The sequence below is a fragment of the Jiangella anatolica genome (assembly GCF_003236295.1).
In the GTDB taxonomy this organism is placed as follows: domain Bacteria; phylum Actinomycetota; class Actinomycetes; order Jiangellales; family Jiangellaceae; genus Jiangella; species Jiangella anatolica.
Genome location: NZ_POTW01000008.1, coordinates 13,117 through 38,776 on the forward strand (window position 1 = coordinate 13,117; position 25,660 = coordinate 38,776).

23 protein-coding genes are annotated in these 25,660 nt (G+C 72.7%); 16 read left to right on the top strand and 7 right to left on the bottom strand.

Annotated features, from left to right (window positions below; all coding sequences use genetic code 11):
• The first annotated feature begins 29 nt into the window (after positions 1 to 29).
• From uvrA to C1I92_RS04700, 7 genes are all read left to right on the top strand, one after another.
• Positions 30 to 2,555, top strand: coding sequence for an excinuclease ABC subunit UvrA (gene uvrA, locus C1I92_RS04670; protein ID WP_111253511.1), 2,526 nt, complete (start codon positions 30 to 32; stop codon positions 2,553 to 2,555).
• Between the two features lie 17 nt (positions 2,556 to 2,572).
• Positions 2,573 to 3,436 carry an LLM class flavin-dependent oxidoreductase gene (locus C1I92_RS04675; RefSeq protein WP_111253512.1) on the top strand — a complete coding sequence of 288 codons (864 nt, stop codon included), beginning with the start codon at positions 2,573 to 2,575 and terminating at the stop codon, positions 3,434 to 3,436.
• A gap of 42 nt (positions 3,437 to 3,478) precedes the next feature.
• Entirely contained in the window at positions 3,479 to 5,062 is a 1,584-nt protein-coding gene (gene metG / locus C1I92_RS04680; protein ID WP_111253513.1) for a methionine--tRNA ligase, read from the top strand.
• Positions 5,059 to 5,952 carry a TatD family hydrolase gene (locus tag C1I92_RS04685; RefSeq protein WP_111253514.1) on the top strand — a complete coding sequence of 298 codons (894 nt, stop codon included), beginning with the start codon at positions 5,059 to 5,061 and terminating at the stop codon, positions 5,950 to 5,952. Before metG ends, C1I92_RS04685 begins: the two co-directional genes overlap by 4 nt.
• Before the next feature lie 310 nt (positions 5,953 to 6,262).
• Complete coding sequence (locus tag C1I92_RS34765) at positions 6,263 to 7,399, top strand: resuscitation-promoting factor (RefSeq protein WP_158563990.1); 1,137 nt, start codon at positions 6,263 to 6,265, stop codon at positions 7,397 to 7,399.
• Positions 7,400 to 7,435: 36 nt separating this feature from the next.
• The gene (gene rsmA, locus C1I92_RS04695) at positions 7,436 to 8,323 is read left to right on the top strand and encodes a 16S rRNA (adenine(1518)-N(6)/adenine(1519)-N(6))-dimethyltransferase RsmA (RefSeq protein ID WP_111253516.1); all 888 of its coding nucleotides are present in this window, start codon (positions 7,436 to 7,438) and stop codon (positions 8,321 to 8,323) included.
• Between the two features lie 27 nt (positions 8,324 to 8,350).
• Positions 8,351 to 9,238 carry a 4-(cytidine 5'-diphospho)-2-C-methyl-D-erythritol kinase gene (locus C1I92_RS04700; RefSeq protein ID WP_233506848.1) on the top strand — a complete coding sequence of 296 codons (888 nt, stop codon included), beginning with the start codon at positions 8,351 to 8,353 and terminating at the stop codon, positions 9,236 to 9,238.
• Between the two features lie 326 nt (positions 9,239 to 9,564).
• On the opposite strand, the gene C1I92_RS04705 is transcribed toward C1I92_RS04700, so the two are convergent.
• Positions 9,565 to 10,377, bottom strand: a complete 813-nt coding sequence (locus tag C1I92_RS04705; RefSeq protein WP_111253517.1) for a class I SAM-dependent methyltransferase — start codon at positions 10,375 to 10,377, stop codon at positions 9,565 to 9,567.
• 47 nt (positions 10,378 to 10,424) lie between these two features.
• Between C1I92_RS04705 and C1I92_RS04710 the strand changes: the two genes are divergently transcribed.
• Positions 10,425 to 11,027: a helix-turn-helix domain-containing protein gene (locus C1I92_RS04710; RefSeq protein WP_111253518.1), complete on the top strand. Its 603-nt coding sequence runs from the start codon at positions 10,425 to 10,427 to the stop codon at positions 11,025 to 11,027.
• Here C1I92_RS04710 and C1I92_RS04715 read toward each other — a convergent pair.
• Positions 10,996 to 11,448 (bottom strand): MarR family winged helix-turn-helix transcriptional regulator, encoded by a 453-nt coding sequence (locus C1I92_RS04715; protein ID WP_111253609.1) that lies wholly within the window; start codon positions 11,446 to 11,448, stop codon positions 10,996 to 10,998. The genes C1I92_RS04710 and C1I92_RS04715 overlap by 32 nt on opposite strands.
• A 48-nt stretch (positions 11,449 to 11,496) precedes the next feature.
• Here C1I92_RS04715 and C1I92_RS33645 point away from each other — a divergent pair, with 48 nt between their 5' ends.
• Together C1I92_RS33645 and C1I92_RS04725 are read left to right on the top strand one after the other, a co-directional pair.
• A complete protein-coding gene (locus C1I92_RS33645; protein ID WP_158563992.1) occupies positions 11,497 to 11,700 on the top strand; it encodes a hypothetical protein in 204 nt (67 codons plus the stop codon).
• 15 nt (positions 11,701 to 11,715) lie between these two features.
• On the top strand, positions 11,716 to 13,467 hold the full coding sequence (locus tag C1I92_RS04725) for an ABC-F family ATP-binding cassette domain-containing protein (RefSeq protein WP_111253519.1): 1,752 nt from the start codon (positions 11,716 to 11,718) through the stop codon (positions 13,465 to 13,467).
• A gap of 54 nt (positions 13,468 to 13,521) precedes the next feature.
• Here C1I92_RS04725 and C1I92_RS04730 read toward each other — a convergent pair whose 3' ends face one another.
• Entirely contained in the window at positions 13,522 to 14,151 is a 630-nt protein-coding gene (locus C1I92_RS04730) for a M23 family metallopeptidase (RefSeq protein WP_111253520.1), read from the bottom strand.
• A gap of 453 nt (positions 14,152 to 14,604) precedes the next feature.
• Here C1I92_RS04730 and C1I92_RS04735 point away from each other — a divergent pair, with 453 nt between their 5' ends.
• From C1I92_RS04735 to C1I92_RS04755, 5 genes are all read left to right on the top strand, one after another.
• Positions 14,605 to 15,018, top strand: a complete 414-nt coding sequence (locus C1I92_RS04735; RefSeq protein WP_111253521.1) for a cobalamin B12-binding domain-containing protein — start codon at positions 14,605 to 14,607, stop codon at positions 15,016 to 15,018.
• A gap of 132 nt (positions 15,019 to 15,150) precedes the next feature.
• Positions 15,151 to 18,471, top strand: a complete 3,321-nt coding sequence (locus C1I92_RS04740; protein WP_146605019.1) for a phosphodiester glycosidase family protein — start codon at positions 15,151 to 15,153, stop codon at positions 18,469 to 18,471.
• Between the two features lie 41 nt (positions 18,472 to 18,512).
• Positions 18,513 to 19,700: an ADP-forming succinate--CoA ligase subunit beta gene (gene sucC / locus C1I92_RS04745; protein ID WP_111253523.1), complete on the top strand. Its 1,188-nt coding sequence runs from the start codon at positions 18,513 to 18,515 to the stop codon at positions 19,698 to 19,700.
• 12 nt (positions 19,701 to 19,712) lie between these two features.
• Complete coding sequence (gene sucD / locus C1I92_RS04750) at positions 19,713 to 20,612, top strand: succinate--CoA ligase subunit alpha (protein ID WP_111253524.1); 900 nt, start codon at positions 19,713 to 19,715, stop codon at positions 20,610 to 20,612.
• Positions 20,613 to 20,685: 73 nt separating this feature from the next.
• A complete protein-coding gene (locus C1I92_RS04755) occupies positions 20,686 to 21,108 on the top strand; it encodes a hypothetical protein (protein ID WP_146605020.1) in 423 nt (140 codons plus the stop codon).
• A gap of 56 nt (positions 21,109 to 21,164) precedes the next feature.
• Here C1I92_RS04755 and C1I92_RS04760 read toward each other — a convergent pair whose 3' ends face one another.
• Positions 21,165 to 21,785 (bottom strand): TetR/AcrR family transcriptional regulator, encoded by a 621-nt coding sequence (locus C1I92_RS04760; protein ID WP_111253526.1) that lies wholly within the window; start codon positions 21,783 to 21,785, stop codon positions 21,165 to 21,167.
• A 42-nt stretch (positions 21,786 to 21,827) separates the two neighbouring features.
• Between C1I92_RS04760 and C1I92_RS04765 the strand changes: the two genes are divergently transcribed.
• On the top strand, positions 21,828 to 22,415 hold the full coding sequence (locus C1I92_RS04765; RefSeq protein WP_111253527.1) for a dihydrofolate reductase family protein: 588 nt from the start codon (positions 21,828 to 21,830) through the stop codon (positions 22,413 to 22,415).
• On the opposite strand, the gene kynU is transcribed toward C1I92_RS04765, so the two are convergent.
• From kynU to C1I92_RS04780, 3 genes are read right to left on the bottom strand one after another with little or no spacing between them, the layout of a single operon-like run.
• Entirely contained in the window at positions 22,408 to 23,649 is a 1,242-nt protein-coding gene (gene kynU, locus C1I92_RS04770; protein WP_369124075.1) for a kynureninase, read from the bottom strand. The genes C1I92_RS04765 and kynU overlap by 8 nt on opposite strands.
• Before the next feature lie 12 nt (positions 23,650 to 23,661).
• Positions 23,662 to 25,140, bottom strand: a complete 1,479-nt coding sequence (locus C1I92_RS04775; protein WP_111253529.1) for a hypothetical protein — start codon at positions 25,138 to 25,140, stop codon at positions 23,662 to 23,664.
• The gene (locus tag C1I92_RS04780; protein ID WP_111253610.1) at positions 25,137 to 25,655 is read right to left on the bottom strand and encodes an RNA polymerase sigma factor; all 519 of its coding nucleotides are present in this window, start codon (positions 25,653 to 25,655) and stop codon (positions 25,137 to 25,139) included. The genes C1I92_RS04775 and C1I92_RS04780 overlap by 4 nt, the downstream gene beginning before the upstream one ends.
• Positions 25,656 to 25,660 lie beyond the last annotated feature (5 nt).

Sequence of the window (25,660 nt, forward strand, 5' to 3'; positions counted from 1 at the left end):
AAAACGCACTTCAATGGGAGAATTGAAGGATGGATTCCGGCGAGATCAGGGTCACGAACGCCCGCCTGCACAACCTGAAGAACGTCACCGTCGCCATCCCCCGCAACCGGCTGGTCGTGCTGACCGGCCGGTCCGGCTCGGGCAAGTCGACTCTCGCCTTCGACCTGCTGCATCGCGAGGGCCAGCGTCAGTACCTGGAGTCGCTCGGCCTGGTCACCGCGTTCGTCAGCAAGGCGCCGGTCGACTCCATCACCGGTCTGTCGCCGTCGATCAGCATCGACCAGTACCTCACGAACCGCAGCCCGCGGTCCACCGTCGGCACCGCGACCGAGGTCTTCACCTACCTGCGGCTGCTCTGGGCCCGCATCGGCCAGCGGCCGTGCCCGTCGTGCGGTGCGCCGCTGCCGCCCAGCTACCGCGACGACGACTCGTGGGACGACGAGCCCAGCGACGCCGAGACGGTGCGCTGCCGGTCCTGCGGCACGGAGACCGCCGACCTCGTCATGGGCGACTTCTCCTTCAACAAGCCGTCCGGCGCCTGCCCGACGTGCACCGGCCTCGGCGTGGTCGTGCGGCCCGACACCGCCAAGCTGGTCGACGACGCTCTCAGCGTCGCCGAGGGGGCGGTGCTGGGCTGGCACCCGGTGACGACCGACCGCAACATCGCGGTGCTGCGGGCCGCCGGCCGGCACTACGGGTTCGAGTTCGACGCGTACGCGCCGGTCGGCGAGCTCGGCGCCGTCCAGCGCGGCCTGCTGCTGCACGGCGTCGAGAGTCCGGAGTTCGGCCGCCACGTCACGGCCGCGCCGCCGCGCACCGTCGCGGCCGGCCGGTTCGAGGGCGTCGCGACCGCGGTGCTGCGCCGCTACGCCGACCGGATCGAGGACGCCGGCTACCGGGAGAAGACCGAGCGGCTGCTGCGCCAGGAGACCTGTCCCGACTGCGACGGCACGCGGCTGCGGCCGGAGAGCCGGCGGGTCACCGTCGCCGGGCTGACCGTCGTCGAGGCGGCCCGACTGCCGCTGGGCGAGCTGGCGGTCTGGATCGACGCGCTCGAGGGCGAGGTCGACGCGCAGGAGTGGCGGTTCGCCGAGCCGGTCGTCGCCGACCTGCACGAACGCGTGCGCCGGCTGGTCGACGTCGGCGTCGAGTATCTGACGCTGGAGCGGGCCACGCCCAGCCTGTCCGCCGGCGAGGCGCAGCGGCTGCGGCTGGCGGCGCTGCTCGGATCCGGGCTGACCGGCGTGCTCTACGTGCTGGACGAGCCGACCATCGGGCTGCACCCGGCCGACGTCGCCCGGCTGGTCGACGTGCTGCGGCGGCTGCGCGACCTCGGCAACACCGTGCTGGTGATCGAGCACGACCTCGCGGTGCTGCGGGCCGCCGACCACGTCATCGACATCGGTCCCGGCGCCGGGCGCGACGGCGGCCGGGTGGTCGCCGCGGGGACGCCGGCCGAGGTCGCGGCGACGCCGGGATCGGTCACGGGGGCCTATCTGTCCGGCCGGTCCCGGGTGCCCGTCCCGGCCGCGCCGACGGACGCGGACGGCGCCGCGCTCGTCGTCCGGGGCGCGCGCGAGCACAACCTGAAGGACGTGACCGCCGAGCTGCCGCTGGGCCGGCTGGTCGCCGTCACCGGGCCATCGGGGTCCGGGAAGTCGTCGCTGCTGCTCGACATCGTCGCCCGGGCCGGCCGGCAACGCTTCCACGGGTCCGGCGACCGGCCCGGCGAGCACGACGGCATCGACGGCTGGACGCACCTGGACAAGGTCGTCACGATCGACCAGCAGGCGGCCGGCCGGATGCCGCGGTCCAACGCCGCGACCTACTCCGACGCGTTAACGCCGATCCGCGAGGCGTACGCCCGCACCGACGGCGCCCGCGCGCAGGGGCTGACGGCCGGGCACTTCTCCTTCAACGTGCCGGGCGGACGGTGCGAGCGGTGCGGCGGCGCCGGCGTGCTGGACGTGTCGATGCACTTCCTGCCCGACGTCCAGGTGCGTTGCCCGGTCTGCCGCGGCCGCCGGTTCACCCGCGACGTTCTGAAGGCGACCTACCGGGGCCACGACATCGCCGCGGCACTGTCGCTGACGGTCGCCGAGGCGGCCGAGCTGTTCGCGGACGTCCCGGCGGCGGCCGCGCGGCTACGGCTGCTCGACGACGTCGGCCTGGGCTACCTGCAGCTCGGCCAGCCGACGACGACGCTGTCCGGCGGCGAGGCGCAGCGGATCAAGCTGGCGAAGGAGCTGGCCCGCCGGTCCACCGGTCGCACCCTCTACCTGCTGGACGAGCCCACCACCGGCCTGCACGTCGACGACGTCGCCCGGCTGCTCGGCGTGCTGCGGCGGCTGGTCGACGCCGGCAACACCGTCGTCGCGATCGAGCACGACCTCGACGTGATCCGGGCCGCGGACTGGGTCGTCGACCTCGGCCCGGGCGGCGGCGCGGCCGGCGGGCGCGTCGTCGCCACCGGCACGCCGTCCGACGTCGCCGCGGCGCCGGAGTCGCGCACGGGCGCGTTCCTTCGCGAGTCCCTTGACCTCAACAGTGCTTGAGGTTGTTTCGTGGAGCCATGACTGATTACGGCGTGGCTCTTCCTGCGGCGGCGGACCGGCTGCCGGAACTGCTCGAGGCGACCGTCATCGCCGAGGACCTCGGCGCCGGCCTCGTCACCGTCTCCGACCACCCGTACCTGCCGTCCGAGCTGGACGCGTGGACGCTGGTCCCGCTGCTGCTGGCCCGGACGTCGCGGGTGCGGGTGGCGACGAACGTGACGGCGCTGCCGTTCCGGTCGCCGTCCGTCATCGCGAAGGGCGCGGCGACGCTGCAGCACACCAGCGGCGGCCGGTTCGTGCTCGGCCTCGGCTCCGGCGGCCCGTACGACGGGCTGCCGGGCTGGGGCGCCCAGTGGCCGACGCTGGGCGAGGCGATCGGCGCGCTGGACGAGGCGATCCCGCTGCTGCGCCGGCTGTGGTCCGGCCGGCCGGTGACGCACGACGGCGCGTACTACCGGCTGCGGGACGCCACCGCCGTCGCCGGTGCGTCGCCGGACCCCGTCCCGCCGATCTGGGTCGGCGCGTTCAAGCCGCGGATGCTGGCGCTGACCGGCCGGCACGCCGACGCCTGGCTGCCCACGAACGCGTACCTGTCGCTGGACGAGGTCCCGGCCATGCAGCGTGCCGTCGACGAGGGCGCCGTCGCCGCCGGCCGCGACCCGTCCGCCGTCCGCCGCGTCTTCAACGTCATGGGCGTCATCGACGACGACCGGCCGCCACGCAACGACCAGCTGCTGGTCGGGTCGGCCGGGCACTGGGCCGAGGCGCTCACCGACTACCGCGAGCGGCTGCGCTTCGACACGTTCGTGTTCTGGCCGGTCCGCGGCGACACGAGGCGCCAGACCGAGCTGTTCCTCCAGACCGTCGTGCCCAAGCTCTGACCGCGGCGGTCGCGACGGCGCGCGGGGACTACGATCGGCCGCATGCCCAAGGCGTTCTACGTCACCACGCCGATCTACTACGTCAACGACGCACCGCACATCGGCCACGCGTACACCACAGTTGCCACCGACTTCATCGCCCGCTGGCACCGTCAGCACCAGGAGGACGTCTGGTTCCTCACCGGCACCGACGAGCACGGCGAGAAGGTCATGCGCACGGCCGAGGCGAACGGCACGGACCCGCAGACGTGGGCCGACCGGCTGGTCGAGGACGCCTGGAAGCCGGTCCTGCAGACCATCGACGCGTCGAACGACGACTTCATCCGCACCACCGAGCCGCGGCACGTGGCCCGCGTGCAGGAGTTCATTCAGAAGCTGTACGACAACGGCGAGATCTTCGAGGGCACCTACGAGGGCTACTACTGCGTCGCCTGCGAGGAGTACAAGCAGCCCGGCGACCTCCTCGAGGGCACCGGCGAGTACGCCGGCCAGTTGGTCTGCTCGATCCATGGCCGCCCGGTCGAGAAGCTGTCGGAGACGAACTACTTCTTCCGCATGTCCGCCTACACCGAGCGGCTGCTGGAGTTCTACGAGCAGAACCCGGGCTTCGTACAGCCGGAGAGCGCCCGCAACGAGGTGCTCGGCTTCGTCCGGCAGGGCCTGCAGGACCTGTCCATCTCGCGGTCGACGTTCGACTGGGGCGTCACGGTGCCGTGGGACCCGGCGCACGTCATCTACGTCTGGTTCGACGCGCTGCTGAACTATGCGACGGCCGTCGGTTACGGCGCGGACCCGGAGAAGTACGAGGGCACCTGGCCGGCCGACATCCACTTCGTCGGCAAGGACATCCTGCGCTTCCACGCGGTCATCTGGCCGGCGATGCTGATGGCCGCCGGTGAGCCGCTGCCGAAGAAGGTGTTCGCGCACGGCTGGCTGCTCGTGGGCGGCGAGAAGATGAGCAAGTCCAAGCTCACCGGCATCGCGCCGGCGCAGATCACCGACACGTTCGGCTCCGACGCGTTCCGCTACTACTTCCTGCGCGCCATCGCGTTCGGCAACGACGGCTCGTTCTCGTGGGAGGACATCGCCGCCCGCTACCAGGCGGAGCTGGCCAACGGGCTGGGCAACCTCGCCTCCCGGGTCGCGGCGATGGTCGGACGGTACTTCGACGGCGCGCTGCCGGCCCCCGGCCCGGCGACCGACGCCGAGAACGCGCTGGCCGCCGTCGCCGCGAAGGCCACGTCCGACGCCGACGCCGCCGTCGACCGGGTCGCGCCGCACGAGGCGCTGGCCGCCGTCTGGACGCTGGTCGACGCCGCGAACGGCTACATCACCGAGCAGCAGCCGTGGGCGGTCGCGAAGGACGAGGCGCAGCGGGAGCGGCTGGCCACGATCCTCTACTCCTCCGCCGAGGCGCTGCGGGCGCTGGCCGTGCTGCTGAACCCGGTCATGCCGAAGGCGACGGCGAAGCTGTGGGACTCGCTGGGCGCGGAGAAGGCGCTCGGCGCGCTGGCCGCCCAGCCGGTCGCCGACGCCGGCCGCTGGGGCCAGCTGGTGGCGGGCGCCGAGGTCACCAAGGGCGACGCGCTGTTCCCGCGGCTGGACCCGGCGGCAGCGGACCAGTGACGGACGCGCCCCGCGAGCGGCGGTCGGCGACGGACGAGGCCGGGCGGAAGCGCGACCGGTCCCGCCCGCCGCTGCCCGAGCCGCTGCCGGCGCCGGTCACGGACACGCATTGTCACCTGGACATCGCCGACGGCGACGACGGCGACGCGTTCGGGGTGACGCAGGCGTTGGACGCGGCCGCGAAGGTGAACGTGACCCGGATCGTGCAGGTCGGCTGCGACCTGCCCGGCGCCGCCTGGGCGGTCGAGGTCGCAGAGCGCAATCCGAGCGTCGTCGCCACCGTCGCGCTGCACCCGAACGAGGCGCCGAAGCTGGCCGCGGCCGGCGAGCTGGACGACGCGCTGGCCGAGATCGACCGGCTGGCCGGGTCCAGCCCGCGGGTGCGCGGCATCGGCGAGACCGGCCTGGACTTCTTCCGCACCGGACCCGAGGGCGTGGCCGCGCAGGAGTACTCGCTGCGTGCGCACATCGAGATCGCCCGGCGTCGTGGCCTGGCGCTGACCATCCACGACCGGGACGCCCACGACGACGTGCTGAGGGTGCTGGACGACGCCGAGACGCCCGATTGTGTCGTATTTCACTGTTTCTCCGGGAACGAGGCGTTCGCGCGCGACGTCGCAGCGCGAGGGTGGTACCTGTCCTTCGCCGGCCCGGTCACCTTCAAGAACGCGGCCGACCTGCGGGCCGCTCTCGCCGTCACGCCGCCGGAGAATCTGCTCGTCGAGACCGACGCGCCATTCTTGACCCCACATCCCTACCGGGGCCGGCCGAACGCGTCGTACCTGGTCCCGGTGACCGTCCGGTTCATCGCCGAGACGCTCGGGCAGGACCTGGAGACGCTGTGTCACACCCTCCAGGCGAACACCGAGCGTGCTTTCGGCGCATGGTGACAGGCAGTCGTTTGCGCTGGTCAACGGCCGGCCGCGGGCGGACGCGCCCGGGCGTGGCGACGAGGGCTCGCGCGCGGGGGTGTCACAGCGTCACAACTCCGTCGCCGCGACCGGTTTGTCCGGATTTTCCGCTCCGATCAGTTGTCCGGGTGCCCGCGATGCGTTACCGTCCCGTGATTGTTAGCCGGGGTCGGGGAAGCTTCGGGTGGCAGATCAACGGACGGGCACGCCGTCCGCCGGAAGGTCGGCGGATCGAGTGACCGGCCGCGCCGCGCGGTCCCGTGCCCGGACAGTACGACCAAGGAGCACAGTGCGCCTGTCCGCGAAGACGTTGGCGATCAACGCCACCGTCGTCACCGCTCTGGTAGGCGGCGGCGTCGCCTACATCACGCTCGACAACGCCGTCGTCCTCACCGTCGACGGGCAGACCGAGACCGTGCACACCTTCGGCGGCAGCGTCGAGGACGTTCTCGAGGAGCGGGACATCGAGGTCGGCTCCCGTGACGAGGTCATCCCGTCGCTGGACAGCGACGTGGAGGACGGCACCGAGATCAGCGTCCGCTACGCCCGCCAGATCACCGTCACGGTCGACGGCCAGGAACAGCAGATCTGGACCACCGCGCTCTCCGTCGACGAGGCGCTCGGGGACCTCGACATCCGCGCCGACGGCGCCGACATCTCGGTGGCCCGGTCCCAGCCCATCGGGCGCGGCGGCATCGACTTCGAGGTGCGTACCCCGAAGGAGATCACCGTCACCGCCGACGGCGCGACCAACCCGGTCACCACGACGGCGCTGACCGTCGGCGAGGCCCTGGAGGACGCCGGCCTCACGCTCGGCGAGCTCGACCTCGTGGAACCGGCGGTAGAGACCCAGCTGGCCGACGCGCTCGCCGTCACCGTCCGGCGGGTCACCGTCGAGACCGAGACGGTCACCGCGGCGGTGCCGTTCAAGGTGACCGAGCAGGAGGACGACTCCCTCGACAAGGGCACCGAAGAGGTCGAGACCGAGGGCAAGGAGGGCTCGGTCGAGCGCGTGGTGCAGAACACCTACGTCGACGGCGAGCTGTCCTCGCAGGAGGTGCTCTCCGAGACCGTCGTCGCGGCCCCGGTTGACCAGGTCGTGCTCATCGGCACCGCGGAGCCGCCCCCGCCCGCGGAGGACGACTCCAGTGGCGGTGGCAGCGGCGGCGGCGACGTCGACGGCGGCGTGTGGGACCAGTTGGCGCAGTGCGAGTCCGGCGGCAACTGGTCCATCAACACCGGCAACGGCTACTACGGCGGTCTGCAGTTCTCGCTGGGCACCTGGCAGGCCTACGGCGGTTCGGGCTACCCGCACGAGAACAGCAAGGCCGAGCAGATCCGCATCGCCACGAAGGTCCGCGACGCTCGCGGCGGCTACGGCGACTGGCCGGCCTGCGCCCGGTCGCTCGGCCTGCCGCTCGGCTGACCCGGATCGTCCGCGCCGGGCCGGTAGGCTCGGGCGGTGCGTAACGACGAGACGTCCGCCGGTCCCAGACTCCTGGGGCCGGCGGACGTTCGTCGTCTGGCCGCCGAGCTGGGGCTGCGGCCGACCAAGACGCTCGGGCAGAACTTCGTCATCGACCCGAACACGGTGCGGCGCATCGTCCGGGTCGCCGGCGTCGGCGCCGACGACGTCGTGGTCGAGGTCGGACCCGGGCTGGGCTCCCTGACGCTGGCGCTGCTGCCCGTCGTCGCGCGGGTCGTCGCCGTCGAGGTCGACCCGGTGCTGGCGCAGCGGCTGCCGTCGACGGTGTCCGAGTACGCGCCCGGCGTGGCGGACCGGCTGGAGGTGGTGCCCGGCGACGCGCTGCGCGTCACGACGTTGCCCGGGCCGGCGCCGACGGCGCTGGTGGCCAACCTGCCCTACAACGTGTCCGTCCCGGTGCTGCTGCACCTGCTGGAGGCGTTCCCGAGCCTGTCGCGGGCGCTGGTGATGGTGCAGAAGGAGGTCGCCGACCGGCTGGCGGCCCCGCCGGGGTCGCGCACCTACGGCGTCCCGTCGGTCAAGGCGGCCTGGTACGCGACGGTGACCCCGGCCGGCGCCGTCGGCCGGACCGTGTTCTGGCCGGCGCCGAACGTCGACTCCGGGCTGGTGCTGCTGTCGGCCTCGGGCGGCCGAGACCCGGCCCTGCGGGACGCCGTCTTCACCGTCGTCGACGCCGCGTTCGCCCAGCGGCGCAAGACGCTGCGGGCCGCGCTGAGCGGCTGGGCCGGGTCCGCCGCGGCCGCCGAGACGGCGCTCAGGGCGGCCGGTGTGGACCCGCGCGCACGCGGCGAACAGCTCACCGTTGACGACTTCGTCCGGATCGCTGCGGCACGCCCGTCTATCAACTCCTTTGGAGCCTCATGATCGGGTATTTCCGGTAAGGTCTCGCTGGTGCTACAGGTGATCGCCCGCGTGCCGGCGAAGATCAATCTGATGCTGTCCGTCGGGCCGGTCCGCCCGGACGGGTTCCATGAGCTCGCGACCGTCTTCCACGCCGTCTCGCTCTACGACGAGATCACCGCCGTCCACGCCGACGCGGTCACCGTCCACGTCACCGGGCCGTACGCCGAGCACACCCCCGCCGACGAGTCCAACCTCGCCGTCCGGGCCGCCCGGGCGCTGGCCCGCAAGGCCCGGTTGCGCAGCGGCGCCCTGCTGCGCGTCCACAAGCAGATCCCGGTCGCGGCCGGGCTGGCCGGCGGCAGCGCCGACGCCGCCGGCGCACTGCTCGCCTGCGACCGGCTGTGGGGGCTGCGGCTGCCCGAGTCGCGGCTCGGCGCGGTCGCCGCCGGGCTCGGCAGCGACGTGCCGTTCGCGTTGCAGGGTGGCACCGCCGTCGGGACGGGGCGCGGCGAGCGGCTGCGCCCGGTGCCGGTCGGCGGTTCGCTGCACTGGGTCCTCGCGACCGCCGACAGCGGCCTGTCCACCCCCGAGGTCTACCGCCGCCTCGACGAGCTGCGCTCGGACCGCAAGGTGCCGGCGCCGTCGGTCCCGGGTGAGCTGCTGGCGGCGCTCGCCTCGGCCGACGCCGACGCGCTGGCCGGGCTGCTGCACAACGACCTGCAGGAGGCGGCACTGGCGCTGCGGCCGGCACTGGGCGACACCCTGGCGGCCGGGCGGACGGCCGGGGCGCTGGCCGGGATCGTGTCCGGGTCGGGACCCACGTGCGTCTTCCTGGCCCGGGACGCCGTGTCGGCCGGGGCGCTGGCCGTCGAGCTGGCCGCGTCCGGGACGTGCGCGAGCGCCCTGGCCGTGACGGGGCCGGCCGACGTCGGTTGACGGCGCTACGACGGTCGGTTTGAGGGGCGGCTGTCGTTCGTTGAGGGGACTGCGACCGTTGGCCGTCCCCCTGCTGCCCATTTTCTTGGCCGGGCCGGCGCGCCTCAAGTCCGCGCCCTTCGTGGCTGGTGTGGTCTGTGGTTGCGGGGCGCGGACTTGACCCGCGTCGTCCCGGCCAAGAACGGGCAGCTATCAGGGGGACGGGGGGAGTGTGGGCACGCCTCGCTGTTGGCTGCCCCGGTTCCGGTCTCCTGTGGATGCCCATGATCATCAACCTTTTGCGTCGTCGGGACAGCCCAAAAGGTTGATGATCATGGGAGCGGGGGTCAGGGGCGGGCGAGGGTGACGGTGCGGGTGCCGCGGACGCGCAGGTCGGTCCGGCCGTTCCGTAGCTCCGTCACCAGGTCCGTGAGGGCGGCGGCGTCCGCCGGAGTGAGGTCGAGGTCGTCCAGGCGGTGGGTCAGCCGGCCGAACCAGAGCGCGGCGTAGTCGGCGGCCGCCGGTGGGGCGGGGGCGAGGTCGATGTCGAAGGTCCGCTCGTCCAGCAGCATGAAGCCGGCGGCCGTCAGACGGGCCCGCCAGTCCGAGCCGAGCTCCGGCAGCCGTTCGGCCTGGTATCGGCCGAGCACCTCCAGCAGCCGCGTCTCCAGCGCCGCCCCGTCGCCGTCGGGCAGGAAGCGGAGCTGGACCGGGAACTCCGCGACGGCGATCAGGCCGCCCGGGCGGGTGGCGGCGTGGACGTCGCGCAGGACGCGGTCCGGGTCGGCCAGGTGGTGCAGGGACAGCGACGCCCACGTGACGTCGACGGGGGCGGGGACCGGCCAGCCGGTGTCGAGGTCGGCGTGGACCGTCGTGATCCGCTCCGCCAGGCCCTGCTCGACCGCCTTCTCCCGCAGCCGGTGCAGCATCTCCGCCGACGCGTCGACGGCGATCACGTCGGCGTCCGGGAACAGCCGGGCCAGCCGCAGCGCACCGGTGCCGGTGCCGGCGCCCAGGTCGACGAGGCGCTGGCCAGGAGCGGAGCCGGCGGCGGCATGGACGAGGTCGAGCGCGTCCGTCCAGTAGTCGCTCAGCACGTCGGCGTCGAGGTCGAGCAGGTCGGCGAGGGAGTCGTCACCGTGGTCGTGGTCGTGGCTCATACCGCGACGGTAGGCGAGGCATGCGCCGATCGCATAGAGTCTTGCTTATGACGCAAGACGAGGTCGATGTCGACGCGGTGATCCGGGCCCGGATCCGCGGGCTGCGGCAGGCCAAGGGGTGGTCGCTGGACGCGCTGGCGGCTCGCTGCCACCTGAGCCCGTCGACGCTGAGCCGCATCGAGACCGGCAGCCGGCGCATCTCGATCGACCAGCTGGTGCCGATCGCCCGCGCTCTCGACACCACGCTGGACCAGCTGGTCGAGCCGGTCGAGGACACCGACGTCGTGATCCGGCCGCAGCACGACCGCGTGCACGGCGCCACGACGTGGCTGCTGTCGCGCGACGAGGGCCCGCACGGGCTGACCGTCGCGAAGATGCGGATCACCCGGCGGACCCGGCCCAAGCAGCTGCGCGTGCACCCCGGCCACGACTGGTTCACCGTGCTGTCCGGGACCGTGCGGCTGTACCTGGGCGAGCGGGTGATCCTCGTGCGAGCCGGTCAGGCGGCGCAGTTCTCGACGATGGCGCCGCACGCGATCGTCGCGCACGACGGGCCGGCGGAGTGCCTCACGATCCTCGACCACGAGGGGCAGCGGGTGCACCTCAACGCCGTCGACCTCACTCCGGAGGAGTCGTCGCCGCCGCGATGACGCGGGTGAGCGACGCGTGCAGGTCCTCCAGCTCCGAGACCGGCATGCCCAGCCGGTCGACGATCGCGTACGGGATCTTCTCGGCCTCCGCGCGCAGCGCCCGGCCCGCGTCGGTCAGCTCGACGACCAGCAGCCGCTCGTCGTCGGCGCTGCGCCGCCGGGACACGTAGCGGGCCGCCTCCAGCCGCTTGAGCAGCGGCGACAGCGTCGCCGACTCCAGCTGCAGGGTGCTGCTGAGGTCCTTGACCGAGCGCGGCTCGCGCTCCCACAGCGCTAGCATGACCAGGTACTGCGGGTGGGTCAGGCCCATCGGCTCGAGCAGCGGCCGGTACAGGCCGATGACGCTGCGGGCGGCCACGGCCAGGGCGAAGCAGACCTGCCGGTCCAGAGCCAGCGGGTCGTCGCCGAGGTCTGTCGTCATGGCCACACTCTATCGCACGCGATTGATTAGTGTGCTAACTATTAACGTGTGAAGAAGCGCAAGCTGCCGTGGTACGGCCGGCTCACCGAGGTGCTGATGCCGCTGCTGGGACCGGCCGATCTGGGCCGGCAGGACGACGCGCCGCCGCCGCGCCCGGCGCGCGAGATCGAGTGCCCGCTGTGCCACCACCCGATGTCGGAGCACCGGCTGGAGCAGGTGGGCGGCAAGAACAGGCACTACTGCCCGGCGTGAGAAACTGGGTGCGACATGGCGCCCCGTAACCTCATCAACCTCGAGTCGGCCTCGCTGGCCTACGGCACCCGGTTCATCCTCGACGGGGTCTCGCTCGGCGTCGCCGACGGCGACCGCATCGGCATCGTGGGGCGCAACGGGAGCGGCAAGTCGACGCTGCTGCGGGTGCTGGCGGGGCTGGAGCAGGTCGACTCCGGCCGGGTCAGCCGCACCGGCGGGCTGCGCATCGGCCGACTGGGCCAGAGCGACGAGCTCGACCCGGCGGCGACGGTCGGCCGGGCCGTGGTCGGCGACCGGCCGACGCACGAGTGGGCCGGCGACGCGCGGATCCGCGACGTGCTGGCGCACCTGGTGCCCGGGCTCTCGATGGACGCGGTGGTCGGCCCGCTGTCCGGCGGCGAGCGGCGACGGGTCGCGCTGGCCCGGCTGCTGATCGGCGACGACGACCTCATCCTGCTCGACGAGCCGACGAACCACCTCGACGTCGAGGCGATCGACTGGCTGTCCACGCACCTCGCCGCGGGCAACCGGACGCTCGTCATGGTGACGCACGACCGCTGGCTGCTCGACACCGTCGCCACGACCACCTGGGAGGTCGCCGACGGCGCCGTCCACTCCTACGAGGGCGGCTACGCCGAGTACGTCCTGGCCCGCGCCGAGCGGGTCCGGCTGGCTGCCGCCGACGAGACGCGGCGGCAGAACCTGCTGCGCAAGGAGCTGGCGTGGCTACGGCGAGGGCCGCCCGCGCGCACGTCCAAGCCGCGCTTCCGCATCTCCGCCGCCAACGCCCTGATCGAGAACGAGCCGCCGCCACGGGACCGCTACGAGCTGGCCAAGCTGGCGACGACGCGGCTGGGCAAGAGCGTGTTCGACGCCGAGGACGTCACCGTGTCGCTGGGCGGCCGGACGCTGTTCGACCACGTCACCTGGCGGCTCGGGCCGGGCGACCGGGCCGGCATCGTCGGCGTCAACGGCGCCGGCAAGACGACGCTGCTGCGGCTGCTGGACGGGTCACTGGCGCCTGACTCCGGCCGGGTGAAGATCGGGCGCACGGTCGCCGCCGCGCACCTGGACCAGGAGGTCGTCGGCCTCGATCCGGGCAAGCGAGTGCTGGAGACCGTCGAGGAGGTCCGCCGCGAGCTGCAGCTGGGCGGCGGCGACACCGTCACGGCCGGGCAGCTGCTGGAGCGCTTCGGCTTCGCCGGGCAGCGCCAGTGGACGCCGGTCGGCGACCTGTCCGGCGGCGAGCGGCGCCGGCTGCAGCTGCTGCGGCTGCTGATGGGCGAGCCCAACGTGCTGCTGCTGGACGAGCCGACCAACGACCTCGACGTCGAGACCCTGAACGTCCTGGAGGACGTGCTCGACAGCTGGCCCGGCTCGCTCGTCGTCGTCAGCCACGACCGCTGGTTCCTCGAGCGCGTCACCGACGCCGTCTGGGCGCTGCTGGGCGACGGGCGGATCGTGCAGCTGCCGCGCGGCGTCGACCAGTACCTGGAGCTGCGCCGGGAGCAGGCGGAGCAGGCCGTGGCGCCGGCCGCCGCCCGGGCGCGGTCCGGGGACAGCCGGGCGACGCGCAAGGAGATCACCCGGATCGAGCGCGACCTGGAGAAGCTGGAGCGGCGGGAGAAGACGCTGCACGAGCGGATCGCCGACAACGCGACGGACCACGAGAAGGTGCTGGCGCTCGACACCGAGCTGCGGTCGGTGCACGGCGAGCGCGAGGCGCTGGAGGAGCGCTGGCTGGAGCTGGCCGACGAGCTCGGCTAGAACCGCGGCGCATGCTCCCGCTCGGGCCGGGTAGTGACAGGAGAGAACGAAGCGTCAGACGCTGACGCCCTGCTCCTCGAGCCAGGAGCGGGGGTTGACCGGGTCGCCGCCGTCGGGGTGCACCTCGAGGTGGAGGTGCGGCCCGGTGGAGTTGCCGGTGGAGCCGACGCGGCCGATGACCTCGCCCGGGGCGACCTCACCGGAGCGGAGGACGAACGCGGAGAGGTGGCAGTACCAGGTCTCGGTGCCGTCCCAGTGCCGGATGACGATCTTGTTGCCGTACGGGCCGTCGTAGCCGGCGAAGATGATCTCGCCGGAGGAGAGCGACCGTACCTCGGTGCCCGACGGCGCGGCGAAGTCGAGGCCGGTGTGCCGGTTGGACCACATCGAGCCGCCGGCGCCGAAGCCCGCCGTGATGCGGTAGCTGTCCAGCGGCAGCAGCCAGCGTTTGGCCTCGCGCTCGGCGCGGGCGGCCGCCTCGGCGGCCTCGACCCGCTGCTGCTCGACGATGCGGCTGTGCGCCTCCTGCGCGACCTCGCCGGTCTCGGCCGCGAGCGACTGCTCCGCGGCGACCAGGGTGTCGAGCGCGCCGCCCTCGGTCGGGTGATCCGACTCCTGGGGGCGCTGCGCGATGGCGCCGAGTCCCTCGTCCGAGCTGCCGGTGGAGCCGACCGCGTGAGGCATGGCCAGGGCCCCGGAGGCCGCTGCTGCTACCGCTACGGAACCGACCACCGACGGGACACTGACGTGTCGACGGCGGCTACGGTGACGCCCGCTGCCGGAGCGTTGCGACACGCCAGGAACCTTTCGCCGGGGACAAGGACTCGGTGGACAGTAGCCGTCCCCTAGGGGTCCTGCCAAACGCCTCCGCTCCAGCGTTTCGGCGGGTGATCACGGACTGTGACACCGGAAGCAGCGGAGGGATCCCCGTAATCGCGTCGTGACCTCGACCGACGGGCAAACCTTGATCGACCTTGCGCAGGCAAGATTCGTGACGCTCTGTGACATGTGATCTGCGTCACACTCGTGCGAGAACTCCGCCGTATGCAGGACCTCTCCTTCGAACGGACGGTCCCGTCACCACTGCGGGTACTGTCGGCAACATCCGGCGGATCAGCGTTGTTCCTGGAGGTAGTCATGACGGAGGGACGTCCCCTGCGCGTCGTGGTCGCGAAGCCCGGTCTCGACGGGCACGATCGTGGCGCCAAGGTGGTGGCGCGCGCACTTCGTGACGCGGGGGTCGAGGTCGTCTACACCGGCCTGCATCAGACGCCGGAGCAGATCGTCGAGGCCGCCATCCAGGAGGACGCCGACGCCGTCGGCCTGTCCATCCTCTCCGGCGCGCACATGACACTGTTCAAGCGCGTCCTGGAACTGCTGGCCGAGCGTGACGCCGCGGACATCGTGGTGTTCGGCGGCGGCATCATCCCCGAGGCCGACATCCCGCTGCTGGCCGAGCTCGGCGTCGCCCGGGTCTTCACCCCCGGCGCGTCGACGCAGGAGATCGTCGAGTGGGTCGACACGCTGCGTGACCGCGCGCGGGCGTCCTGACCCGATTCCGGCTGGAAATTATTTCCGCCGATAGCGCACGCATGCCCTGATTCGGTAAGGTTTGCCGGAAATTCACCGGGTTGCGGCCCGCCGCTCGATGACGGGTCGTCCGTTCTCGATGGGGTGTGCTCCGTGCTGAATCGACGTGATCGCGCGCGCATCGCCGTACTCACCGCCACGCTGCTGGCCGGTGGCCTGCTCGTCGTCCCGGCGGCCGCCGCCGTCGAACCGGGCGACCTCACCCGTCCCGGCGAGTCGGTGCTGGCCGGCACCGACCGGCAGACCATCGCGCCCGGGATGGAGCTGACGACGTTCTCCCGGCTGGAGGACGGCGGCTGGAACGCCGGCAGCATCCTCGAGGTCGACCTCGACGCCGGCGTCACGCTGGACTACCAGTACTCCGGCGAGGTGACGACGACCGCGACGGTCCGCTCGCTGGCCGAGGCGAGCGGCGCGACGGCCGCGATCAACGGCGACTTCTACGACATCAACAACTCCAACGCGCCGCTCGGCGCAGGGATCAGCCGCGACGAGGGCATGATCACCGCGCCGACGGCCGGCCACGAGAACGCGCTGGCCGTGTCCAGCGACGGCGTCGCCGCGCTCGCGCAGGTGTTCCTGGAGGGCACCGCGGTCACCGGCGACGGCGTCAGCCTGCCGCTCGCGGGCGTCAACACGCTCGGGCTGCCGGCGAACGGCATCGGCGTGTTCACGTCGCAGTGGGGCAGCTACACCCGGGCGAACACCGTCGGCGCCGCCGCCACGCGCGCGGAGGTCACCGTCGTCGACGGCGTGGTGACGGCGGTCGGGACGACGCTGGGATCCGGGCCGATCGCGGCGGACACCGTCGTGCTGGTCGGCCGGGACACTGGTGCGACGTCGCTGCTCGCGCTGGCGCCCGGCGACACCGTCGACGTCTCCTACGCGCCGCGCTCGGACTTCGGCGACGTCGCGGTCGCGGTCGGCGGCAACCACCTGCTGGTCGACGACGGCGTGCAGCGCACGTTCACCGACACCGAGCCGGCCGCCCGCACGTCGATCGGGCTGTCCGAGGACGGCCGCACCATGTATCTAGTGTCCGTCGACGGCAAGCAGGCGCACTCGCGCGGCATGACGCTGACCGAGTTCGCCGAGCTGATGGACGACCTCGGCGCGTACGACGCGCTGAACATCGACGGCGGCGGCTCGTCCACGCTGGTGGTCCGCGACCCCGGCACCGACGACCGGACCGTCGTCAACAGCCCGTCCGACGGCAGCGAGCGCTCGGTCGCCAACGGCCTCGCGCTGTTCGCCGCCGAGGGCTCCGGCCAACTGGACGGCTTCCGCGTCCTGGCCGGCGACGCCGAGAACACCGACCGGGTCTTCCCCGGGCTCACCCGCACCATCGAGGCGCGCGGTCACGACGAGACGTTCGCGCGGGTCGAGGCGCGGCCGCGGTGGACGACGTCGGATCGACGGGTCGCTTCGGTGCTGCGCGGCGCCACGCCGAACACCGCGGTCGTCACCGGCATCGCGCCGGGCGACGCCGACGTCCAGGCCTCGGTGCTGGGCGCCGAGGGCGAGCTGGGCGTCACCGTGCTCGGCGAGCTGCGCCGGCTGGAGCCGACCGCGACCCTGCTCCCGCTGGCCGGCGCCAGCGACACCGGGACGCTCGCGCTCACCGGCTACGACATCGACGGCTACCGGGCGCCGATCGAGCCGGCGGACGTGACCGTCGCCGGCGGCGAGGGCGTCGTGGAGCTGGTGCCCGACGGCGACGGGTTCAGCGTGCGGCCGCTGATCGAGACCGGCTCGGCGCTGCTGACGCTGACCGCCGGCGGCGTCGAGACCGGCGTCGCCGTGACGATCGGCCTGGCCGAGGTCCCGGTGGCGACGTTCGACGACGCCGCCCGCTGGACCGTCAGCTTCGCCCGCGCGACCGGCGCCATCGCGCCCACCGAGGGTCCGGACGGCCGCGACGGCGTGCGGCTCACGTACGACTTCACCGGGCCGAACACCCGGGCCGCGTACGCCACGCCGCCGGCGCAGTTCACGCTGCCGGGCCAGCCGCAGACGATCAAGGCGTGGGTCAAGGGCGACGGCCAGGGCACCTGGATCCGGATGCGCGTCTACGACCCCAACGGCACGCCGCTCACGCTGAACGGCGGCTATACGACGTTCACCGGCTGGCAGCAGCTCACGTTCCCGGTCCCGGCCGGTACCGAGTACCCGCTGCGGTTCCGCGACATCTACGCCGTCGAGGCCTCCGGCGCGCGCAGCTATAACGGCGAGACGTCGTTCAGCGACATCACCGTCGAGATCGCGCCGGACGTCGAGCTGCCGGCGAGCCAGCGGTTCGAGGACCCCGTCATCGTCACCAACGGCACGGCCGACGACGCGGGCCAGCGGATCGCCGTCATGAGCGACTCGCAGTTCGTCGGGCGCAACCCCGACAGCGACATCGTCGCGGCCGCCCGCCGTACGCTCCGCGAGATCGTCGCCGAGGATCCGGACGCGCTGGTGATCAACGGCGACCTCGTCGACGAGGCGGCGCCGATCGACTTCGACCTCGCCCGCCGGGTGCTCGACGAGGAGCTGGCCGGCGTCGACTTCCCCTGGTACTACGTGCCGGGCAACCACGAGGTGCAGGGCGGCCCGATCGGCAACTTCATCGCCGAGTTCGGCGCCACCCAGCACACCGTCGATCTGCCGACCGACGACGGCACCACCCGGATCATCACGCTCAACTCCGCGTTCGGGACGCTGCGCGGCGGCGGGTTCGCCCAGCTCGCCGAGTTGCGGCGGGCACTTGACGAGGCCGCGGCCGACCCGGAGATCACCGGCGTGCTGGTCTTCCAGCACCACCCGATCGACGACCCGCTGCCGACGGCGAACAGCCAGCTCGCCGACCGGCGCGAGGCGGCCATGCTGGAGACCTGGCTGGGCGACTTCGAGGCGGACAGCGACAAGTCCGCGGCGTTCGTCGGCGCGCACGCCGGCGTCTTCGACGCCACCTCCGTCGACGGCGTCCCGTTCATCGTCAACGGCAACTCCGGCAAGGCGCCGGCGTCGACGCCGGACGACGGCGGCTTCACCGGCTGGACGCTGCTCGGCCTGGATCCCGCCTCCGGCGACCGCGGCGACGACGACGCCTGGCTGACGGCCGAGGTGCGGGCCCGGGTCGACTCGATCGCGCTGACGGCGCCGGAGTCGCTGGCCGTCGGGGCGTCCGGCGCGGTGTCGGCGACGGTGTCGCAGGACGGCACGCGCGTCGTCCCGGTGCAGTGGCCGGTGTCGGCACAGTGGGGCGGCGCCGGTGTCCACATCGGCCCGGCCGGCACGGCGCCGCGCTGGGCCGTCGTCGCGGTCGACCCGGCGTCCGGCACGATCCGGGGGCTGCGGGCCGGTGCCGCCACCGTCACCGTCACGGTGAACGGGGAGACCGCGCTCCGGGAGATCGTGGTCGGCGGATAGGCTGCCCTTCGAATCGCGGCCGACACAAGGGATGGATTCGCGTGGACCTGATGGAGTACCAGGCGAAGGAGCTCTTCGCCAAGCACGAGGTCCCGGTGCTGCCGGGGTCCGTCGCCGAGACGGTGGACGAGGCCCGCCGGGCCGCCGCCGACATCGGTGGCCCGGTCGTCGTCAAGGCGCAGGTGAAGACCGGCGGCCGTGGCAAGGCCGGCGGCGTCAAGCTGGCCGAGACCGCCGACGAGGCCGCCGAGAAGGCCGGGGCCATCCTCGGCATGGACATCAAGGGCCACACGGTCCACCGGGTGCTCGTCACCCAGGCCAGCGACATCGACCAGGAGTACTACGTCTCCTACCTGCTCGACCGCGCCAACCGCACCTACCTGGCGATGGCCAGCGTCGAGGGCGGCATGGAGATCGAGCAGCTGGCGGTCGAGCGGCCCGAGGCGCTGGCCCGCATTCCGGTCGACGCCATCGCCGGCGTCGACGCCGCGAAGGCGGCCGAGATCGCCGACGCCGCCGGGTTCCCGGCCGACGTCCGCGACCAGGTCATCGACATCCTGCAGAAGCTCTGGACGGTGTTCACCAGCGAGGACGCCACGCTCGTCGAGGTCAACCCGCTGGTCCGCACGCCCGACGGCCAGGTCGTCGCGCTGGACGGCAAGGTCAGCCTGGACGAGAACGCCGAGTTCCGGCACGAGGAGCACGCGCAGTTCGAGGACAAGGCCGCCGCCGACCCGCTCGAGGCGCGCGCCAAGGAGAAGGACCTCAACTACGTCAAGCTGTCCGGCGAGGTCGGCATCATCGGCAACGGCGCGGGGCTGGTCATGTCCACGCTCGACGTCGTGGCCTACGCCGGCGAGGAGTTCGGCGGCGTGAAGCCGGCCAACTTCCTCGACATCGGCGGCGGCGCGTCGGCCGAGGTGATGGCGAACGGGCTGGAGATCATCCTGTCCGACGACGAGGTCAAGGCCGTGTTCGTCAACGTGTTCGGCGGCATCACCGCCTGCGACGCCGTCGCCAACGGGATCGTGCACGCGTTCGGGCTGCTGGAGAGCCGCGGCGACGAGGTGACCAAGCCGCTGGTCGTCCGTCTCGACGGCAACAACGCGGTCGAGGGCCGGCGGATCCTGTCCGAGTTCGCCGCCACGGCGCCCGCGGGCCTGATCGAGCAGGTCGACACGATGGACGGCGCCGCGCGACGCGCGGCCGAGCTCGCGGCAGCGAAGTAGGGGCGACGAGTCATGGCAATCTTCCTCGACGAGAACAGCAGGATCATCGTCCAGGGCATCACCGGCGCCGAGGGCACCAAGCACACGCAGCGGATGCTCAAGGCCGGCGCGAAGATCGTCGGCGGCGTCAACGCCCGCAAGGCCGGCCAGGAGCTGGACTTCACCGAGTTCAGCCCCGAGGCCGTGCTCACCGTGTACGGCACCGTGGCCGAGGCGATGGACAAGACCGGCGCCAACGTGTCCGTGGCGTTCGTCCCGCCGAAGTTCACCAAGGACGCCGTCATCGAGGCCGTCGACGCCGGCATCGAGCTGCTGGTCGTCATCACCGAGGGCATCCCGGTGCACGACACCGCCGAGTTCTGGGCGTACGCCTCGGCGAAGGGCAACAAGACCCGCATCGTCGGGCCGAACTGCCCCGGCGTGATCAGCCCGGGCCGGTCCAACGCCGGCATCATCCCGGCCGACATCACCGGCCCCGGCCCGATCGGCCTGGTCAGCAAGTCCGGCACGCTGACCTACCAGATGATGTACGAGCTGCGCGACATCGGCTTCTCCACCGCCGTCGGCATCGGCGGCGACCCGGTCATCGGCACCACGCACATCGACGCGCTCGAGGCGTTCGAGGCCGACCCGGAGACCAAGGCGATCGTGATGATCGGCGAGATCGGCGGCGACGCCGAGGAGCGGGCCGCGGCCTACATCAAGGAGCACGTCACCAAGCCGGTCGTCGGGTACGTCGCCGGCTTCACCGCGCCCGAGGGCAAGACCATGGGCCACGCCGGCGCCATCGTGTCCGGGTCGTCCGGCACGGCGCAGGCCAAGAAGGAGGCGCTCGAGGCCGCCGGTGTCGCCGTCGGCAAGACCCCGAGCGAGACCGCCCGGCTCATGCGGGAGATCTACCAGAAGCTCTGACCATCATGGATCGGGAGAGACTCGGCCGGGCCGCCCCTGGGGTGGCCCGGCCGATTCCCTGGGGGAGGCTTTCGTGAGCGAAATCATGACCGAGCTGCGGCGGGTCTTCGACGCCGCCGTGAAGGACCCGGACGGCTACCGGATCGTCTACGGGTACGACTCGGTGGAGAAGAACTACATCGTCGCGAAGAGGACGATCATCCACTCGTACGTGGTCGGGTATGTGCCGGGCACGAAGGACCTCGCGATCGTCGAGGTCGTCGGCGACCCCGGCTCGCTCGGCGCCCTCGACCCGGTGTACGTCACGGCCGCGAACCTGCAGACGGCGAAGAAGGACCTGCAGCGCCGCTACGTCGTCAAGACGACCGATGGCGCCAAGGTGCGCTTCATCGTGCTGCCGAAGGTCCCGAAGCTGCTCCAGGCCGCCTACGTCCTCGACGTCGAGCAGCGCGACGAGGCCGCCGCCTTCGGCGAGTACTTCGACACGCTGCGCTGACCGCCGAGCCGCCCGCGCCGCTTTGGTCACCTGATCGTTCGCGGACGGTCGGGTCATCACGGCGGCTGGACGCCGTAGGCCGCCAGGAAGACGCGGACGCCCTCGTCGGCGTGGCGCTCGATCTCCGCGGCCGGCGGGGGAGTGTCGTCGCCGGTGAGCATGGCGTGGTTCAGCGGCACCGACATCACCAGCCAGTTGAAGTGCGCCGCCGCCAGCTCCGGATCGGCGACGGCGAGCAGGCCGCGCTCGCTCAGTCCGCGGAACGCCGCCGCGAGGTCCGCGATCGTCCGGGCCGGACCGCGCTCGGCGAACAGCCGGCCCAGCTCGGGGAAGCGGCCGGCCTCGCCGATGACCAGCCGGCGCAGCTGCAGCAGCCGCGGCCGCATCACCATCGTGAGCTGCCGGCGGGCGAGGTCGCGCAGGTCGGCCGCGACGTCACCGGTGTCGCGCAGCGCGGCGACCTCGGCGTGCACCGGCTCGGCCGCCTCGTCGACGGTGCGCGTGACGATCTCGGTGAACAGCGCCTGCTTGTCGCCGAAGTGCGCGTAGACGGTCGGCTTGGAGACCGCGGCGGTTGCGGCGATGCGGTCGATGGTCGTTCCCGCGTAGCCATCGGTCAGGAACACCTCGGTGGCCGCGTCGAGGATCGCCTGATGCTTGCGGTCGGTCCGGCTCATGTGCGTAGACTTTACTACACCGTTTGGTTTAGGAGGCGCCTCATGGGCCGGATCATCGTCATCGAGAACGTCAGCCTGGACGGCGTCATGCAGGCGCCGGGCGGGGCGGACGAGGACACCCGCGGCGGCTTCGCGCACGGCGGCTGGGCCGGGCCCTACGCCGACGAGGTCGCGATGCGGGAGATGGGCGAGGGGATGGCGCAGGGCGAACAGGGCGGCCCCTTGCTGTTCGGCCGGGTCACCTACCAGCAGTTCGAGGGGTTCTGGCCGAAGCAGACCGACGGCAACCCGTTCACGCCAGTGCTGAACGCCGCCACCAAGTACGTCGTGTCCACCACGCTGACCGAGCCGCTGACCTGGGAGAACTCCGTGCTCCTCGGCCCGGGCGAGCTGGCCGGCCTCAAGGACCGCGAGTCCCGGGACATCGGCGTGCTCGGCAGCGGTGAGCTGGTCCAGACGCTGCTCCGCCTCGACCTGGTCGACCAGCTCGTGCTGTCGATCCACCCGCTCGTCCTCGGCGACGGCGCCCGCCTCTTCCGCGACGGAGCGCAGCTCGCGCCGTTCCGGCTGGCCAAGTCCGTCCCGACGACGACCGGCGTGATCATCGCGACGTACGACCGGGTCAGGTGACGGCGGCCCGGGCGACGTGCTCGGGGCGGCGGTGCTCGCCGGTGGCGAGGACGGCGGCCATGTGCTCGACCGCGTCGTACACGTCGGCGAAGCGGACGTAGAGCGGCGCGAGGCCGAACCGGGCCAGGTCAGGCTCGCGGAAGTCGCCGACGACGCGGCGGGCGATCAGCGCCTGCACGAACCCGTACGCCTCGTCCAGCCGCAGGCACAGCTGCGAGCCGCGGGCGGCGTGGTCGCGCGGCACCTCGGCCTCGACGCCGTACGGCGCGAGCCGCTCGTCGGCCAGCGTCAGGAAGAGGTCGGTGAGCGCGAGCGACTTGCGCCGCACGTCGGCGATCGCGACGCCGTCGAACGCGTCCAGCGCGGCGTCCAGGACCGCCGTGCCGATCACCGGCGTGGTGCCGCTGAGCAGCCGGCGCACGCCGTCGGCCGGGCGGAAGTCGCGCTCCAGCGCGAACGGTGTCGCATGCCCGAACCAGCCGGTGATCGGCTGGTCGACGACGTCCAGCCAGCGGGGCGCGACGTAGACGAACGCGGGCGCGCCGGGGCCGCCGTTGAGGTACTTGTAGCCGCAGCCGACGGCCAGGTCGGCGGCCCAGCCGGCGAGGTCGACGGCGACGGCGCCGGCGGAGTGGCACAGGTCCCACAGCATGACGGCGCCGGCGTCGTGCACCGCGCGGGTGACGGCGGCGCCGCCATGCATGCGCCCGAGCCGGTAGTCGACGTGGCAGAGGGAGACGACGGCGACGTCGTCGTCCAGTACGGCGCTCAGCGACTGCGACGAGGCGTCCCACCAGCGCACCGTTAGGCCGAGCAGCCGCGCGACCCCGTCGATCACGTAGGAGTCGGTCGGGAAGTTGCCCGGCTCGGTGAGGATCACCCGCCGGTCCGGCCGCAGCCGCGCGCCCGCCACGAGCAGCTTGAACAGCTGCACGCTGGTGGAGTCGCCGACGGTGACGGTGCCGGGCTCGGCGCCGAGCAGCGGCTCCAGCTTCGCGCCGACGGTCGCCGGCAGGTCGTACCAGCCGTGCGCGTTCCACGACGTGATGAGGTCGTCGCGCCACTCGGCGCCGACCAGCCGGCCGGCCCGCTCGGCCACGCCGCGGGGCAGCGGGCCGAGCGAGTTGCCGTCGAGGTAGATCAGCCCGTCCGGCAGGTCGAACCGGTCGCGCAGGTGCGCCAGCGGGTCGTCGCGGTCCAGTGCCTCGGCGTCGGTGCGCTCCATGACCCGCAGCGTACGACGGGCTCAGCCCACCGCCCGCTCCAGCGCGGTCGCCAGCAGCCCGCTCACCGTGCCGGGCCAGTCGCCGCCGGACGGGTCACCCATGGCACTGAACCCGATCACGACGACGATGTTGCTCACGCGGGCGATCCCGATGCCGGCGAAGGAGCTCTCCGAGCCCGGGTTCTCCGCGGTCGGCACGCTCTCGACGACCCAGGCCACCGCGTCGTCGGCGCCGTCCACGTCGACGGCGACCGGCTCGCCCACCGTCTGCTCGCGGAACTCGCCCACCTCTCCGCACACCTCCGGCAGCGTGGTGTGCGCGGCGACGTAGCTGAACGCCGACTCGCCGTCCGGCATCAACGCCACCCGCTCGACGATGCTGGCGTCGAGATCGTGGTTGTAGCCGAGCGCGACGGCGGTGATCGCGCCGGAGTCGATCGGGTTCTGCAGACACGGTGTCCAGACCGCGTCCGGGTCCAGCTCCGGCTGGCGCACGAACCCGGTGGCGGTGCCGACCGCGGCGACATCGTCGTCGGTCAGGAACGGGTCCTCGGCGAGCTCGAGCAGTTCCTCCGCCGGTGTCGTCGGGTCGGCCGGCTCGGTCGGCTCGCCGCCCGGGACGGTGCCCGGATCGTTCGTCGACTCGCCGGTCGGCCCTTCGGTCGTCTCCTCCGGGTTGGGTCCGGCATCGCGCAGCACCGGGTCGGTGACGCAGGACGTGGCGAACAGCGCGTCGCACATCCGCCGCGCGGCGGTCACGGGCACCTCGATGTCGGCGTCCGGGCCGTCGGGCTGTGGCTCGGTGCGGACGGTGAGGCTGACGACGTCCTGGTAGCGGACCAGCGCCGCCGTGACGGCGGAGCCTTCGTCGGTGTCCGGGTCGGGGTAGTAGCGGACCAGCCAGCCCTCGTCGCCCACGCCGTCGATGAGGAGGTCGTCGGTGACGAACGGCGCGTCGCCGTCGTCGTCGCCGCGGGCGGGCAGGCAGGAGCGGATCTCCGCCCACACGCCGGTCACGGACTCGGCGGCCGAGAAGCGGAGGATGTCCTGCCGGACGGCGATGTCCCCGGCCTGGTAGGTCACCTCGGCGTGCCCGAGCGGCGACGAGAGCCTCGCCAGCACGTCCGCCGGGTCGCAGTCGACGGCACTGCGCTGGGTCACCTCGGCCGCCGCCTGTCCGGTCGCGTCGGTGACGTCGCCGGCCGTCAGCAGCGCGGGGCTCAGGTCGTCAGGCGTCGTCGTCGGGTCCGTCGGCGCCTCGGTCGACCGGCTGGCCGGCGGCGCCGGCTCGGGCGTCGTCGTCAGCGGCGCCGGGTTGACGATCAGTACGCCGGCCGCGACCGCCGCCACCCCGGCCAGCACGCCGCTGGTGACCTGGTGCCGGGTCCGCTGGGCGGCCCGGGCACGGGCCGCGGCCGGGCCGGGCAGCGCGACGCCGTCGAGGTCGGCGGACAGGCCGCCGAGCCGCTGCCGCAGCTCGTCGTCGAAGTCGCCCGTCACGACGCCTCACCTCCCGCCGGTATCCCCGCGGCGTCGCCGGTGTCGGCGAGCAACTGCGCCAGCGCCGCCCGCCCCCGCGACAGGCGCGCCTTGATCGTCCCGGTCGGCGTGCCGGTCTCGCGCGAGATGTCGTCGACGCTCATCCCGACCAGGTGGTGCAGGACGATTGCCTGCCGCTGGCTCTCCGGGATCTGCTTGAGCGCGGTGACCAGCGCGACGTGGTCCGGGTCCGGCGACGGCGAGTGGTCCGGCGCGCCGTGCTTGACCAGCGCTGTCACGCCGTTCTTGGCCTTGCGCCAGCGGCTGGCGGCGATCCGCCAGGCGACCGTGCGGATCCACGCCTCCGGGCTGCTGGCCTGGCTGACGGTCTTCCAGCGCTGCCAGGCCCGGGCGTACGCCTCCTGCGTGCACTCCTGCGCGTCGGCGAGGTTGCCGGTCATCGCATACATCTGGTGCAGCACGCGCCGGTGGGTGGCGTTGTAGAACTCGTCGAAGTCCGTGCTGTTCGCGGCCATCGTCG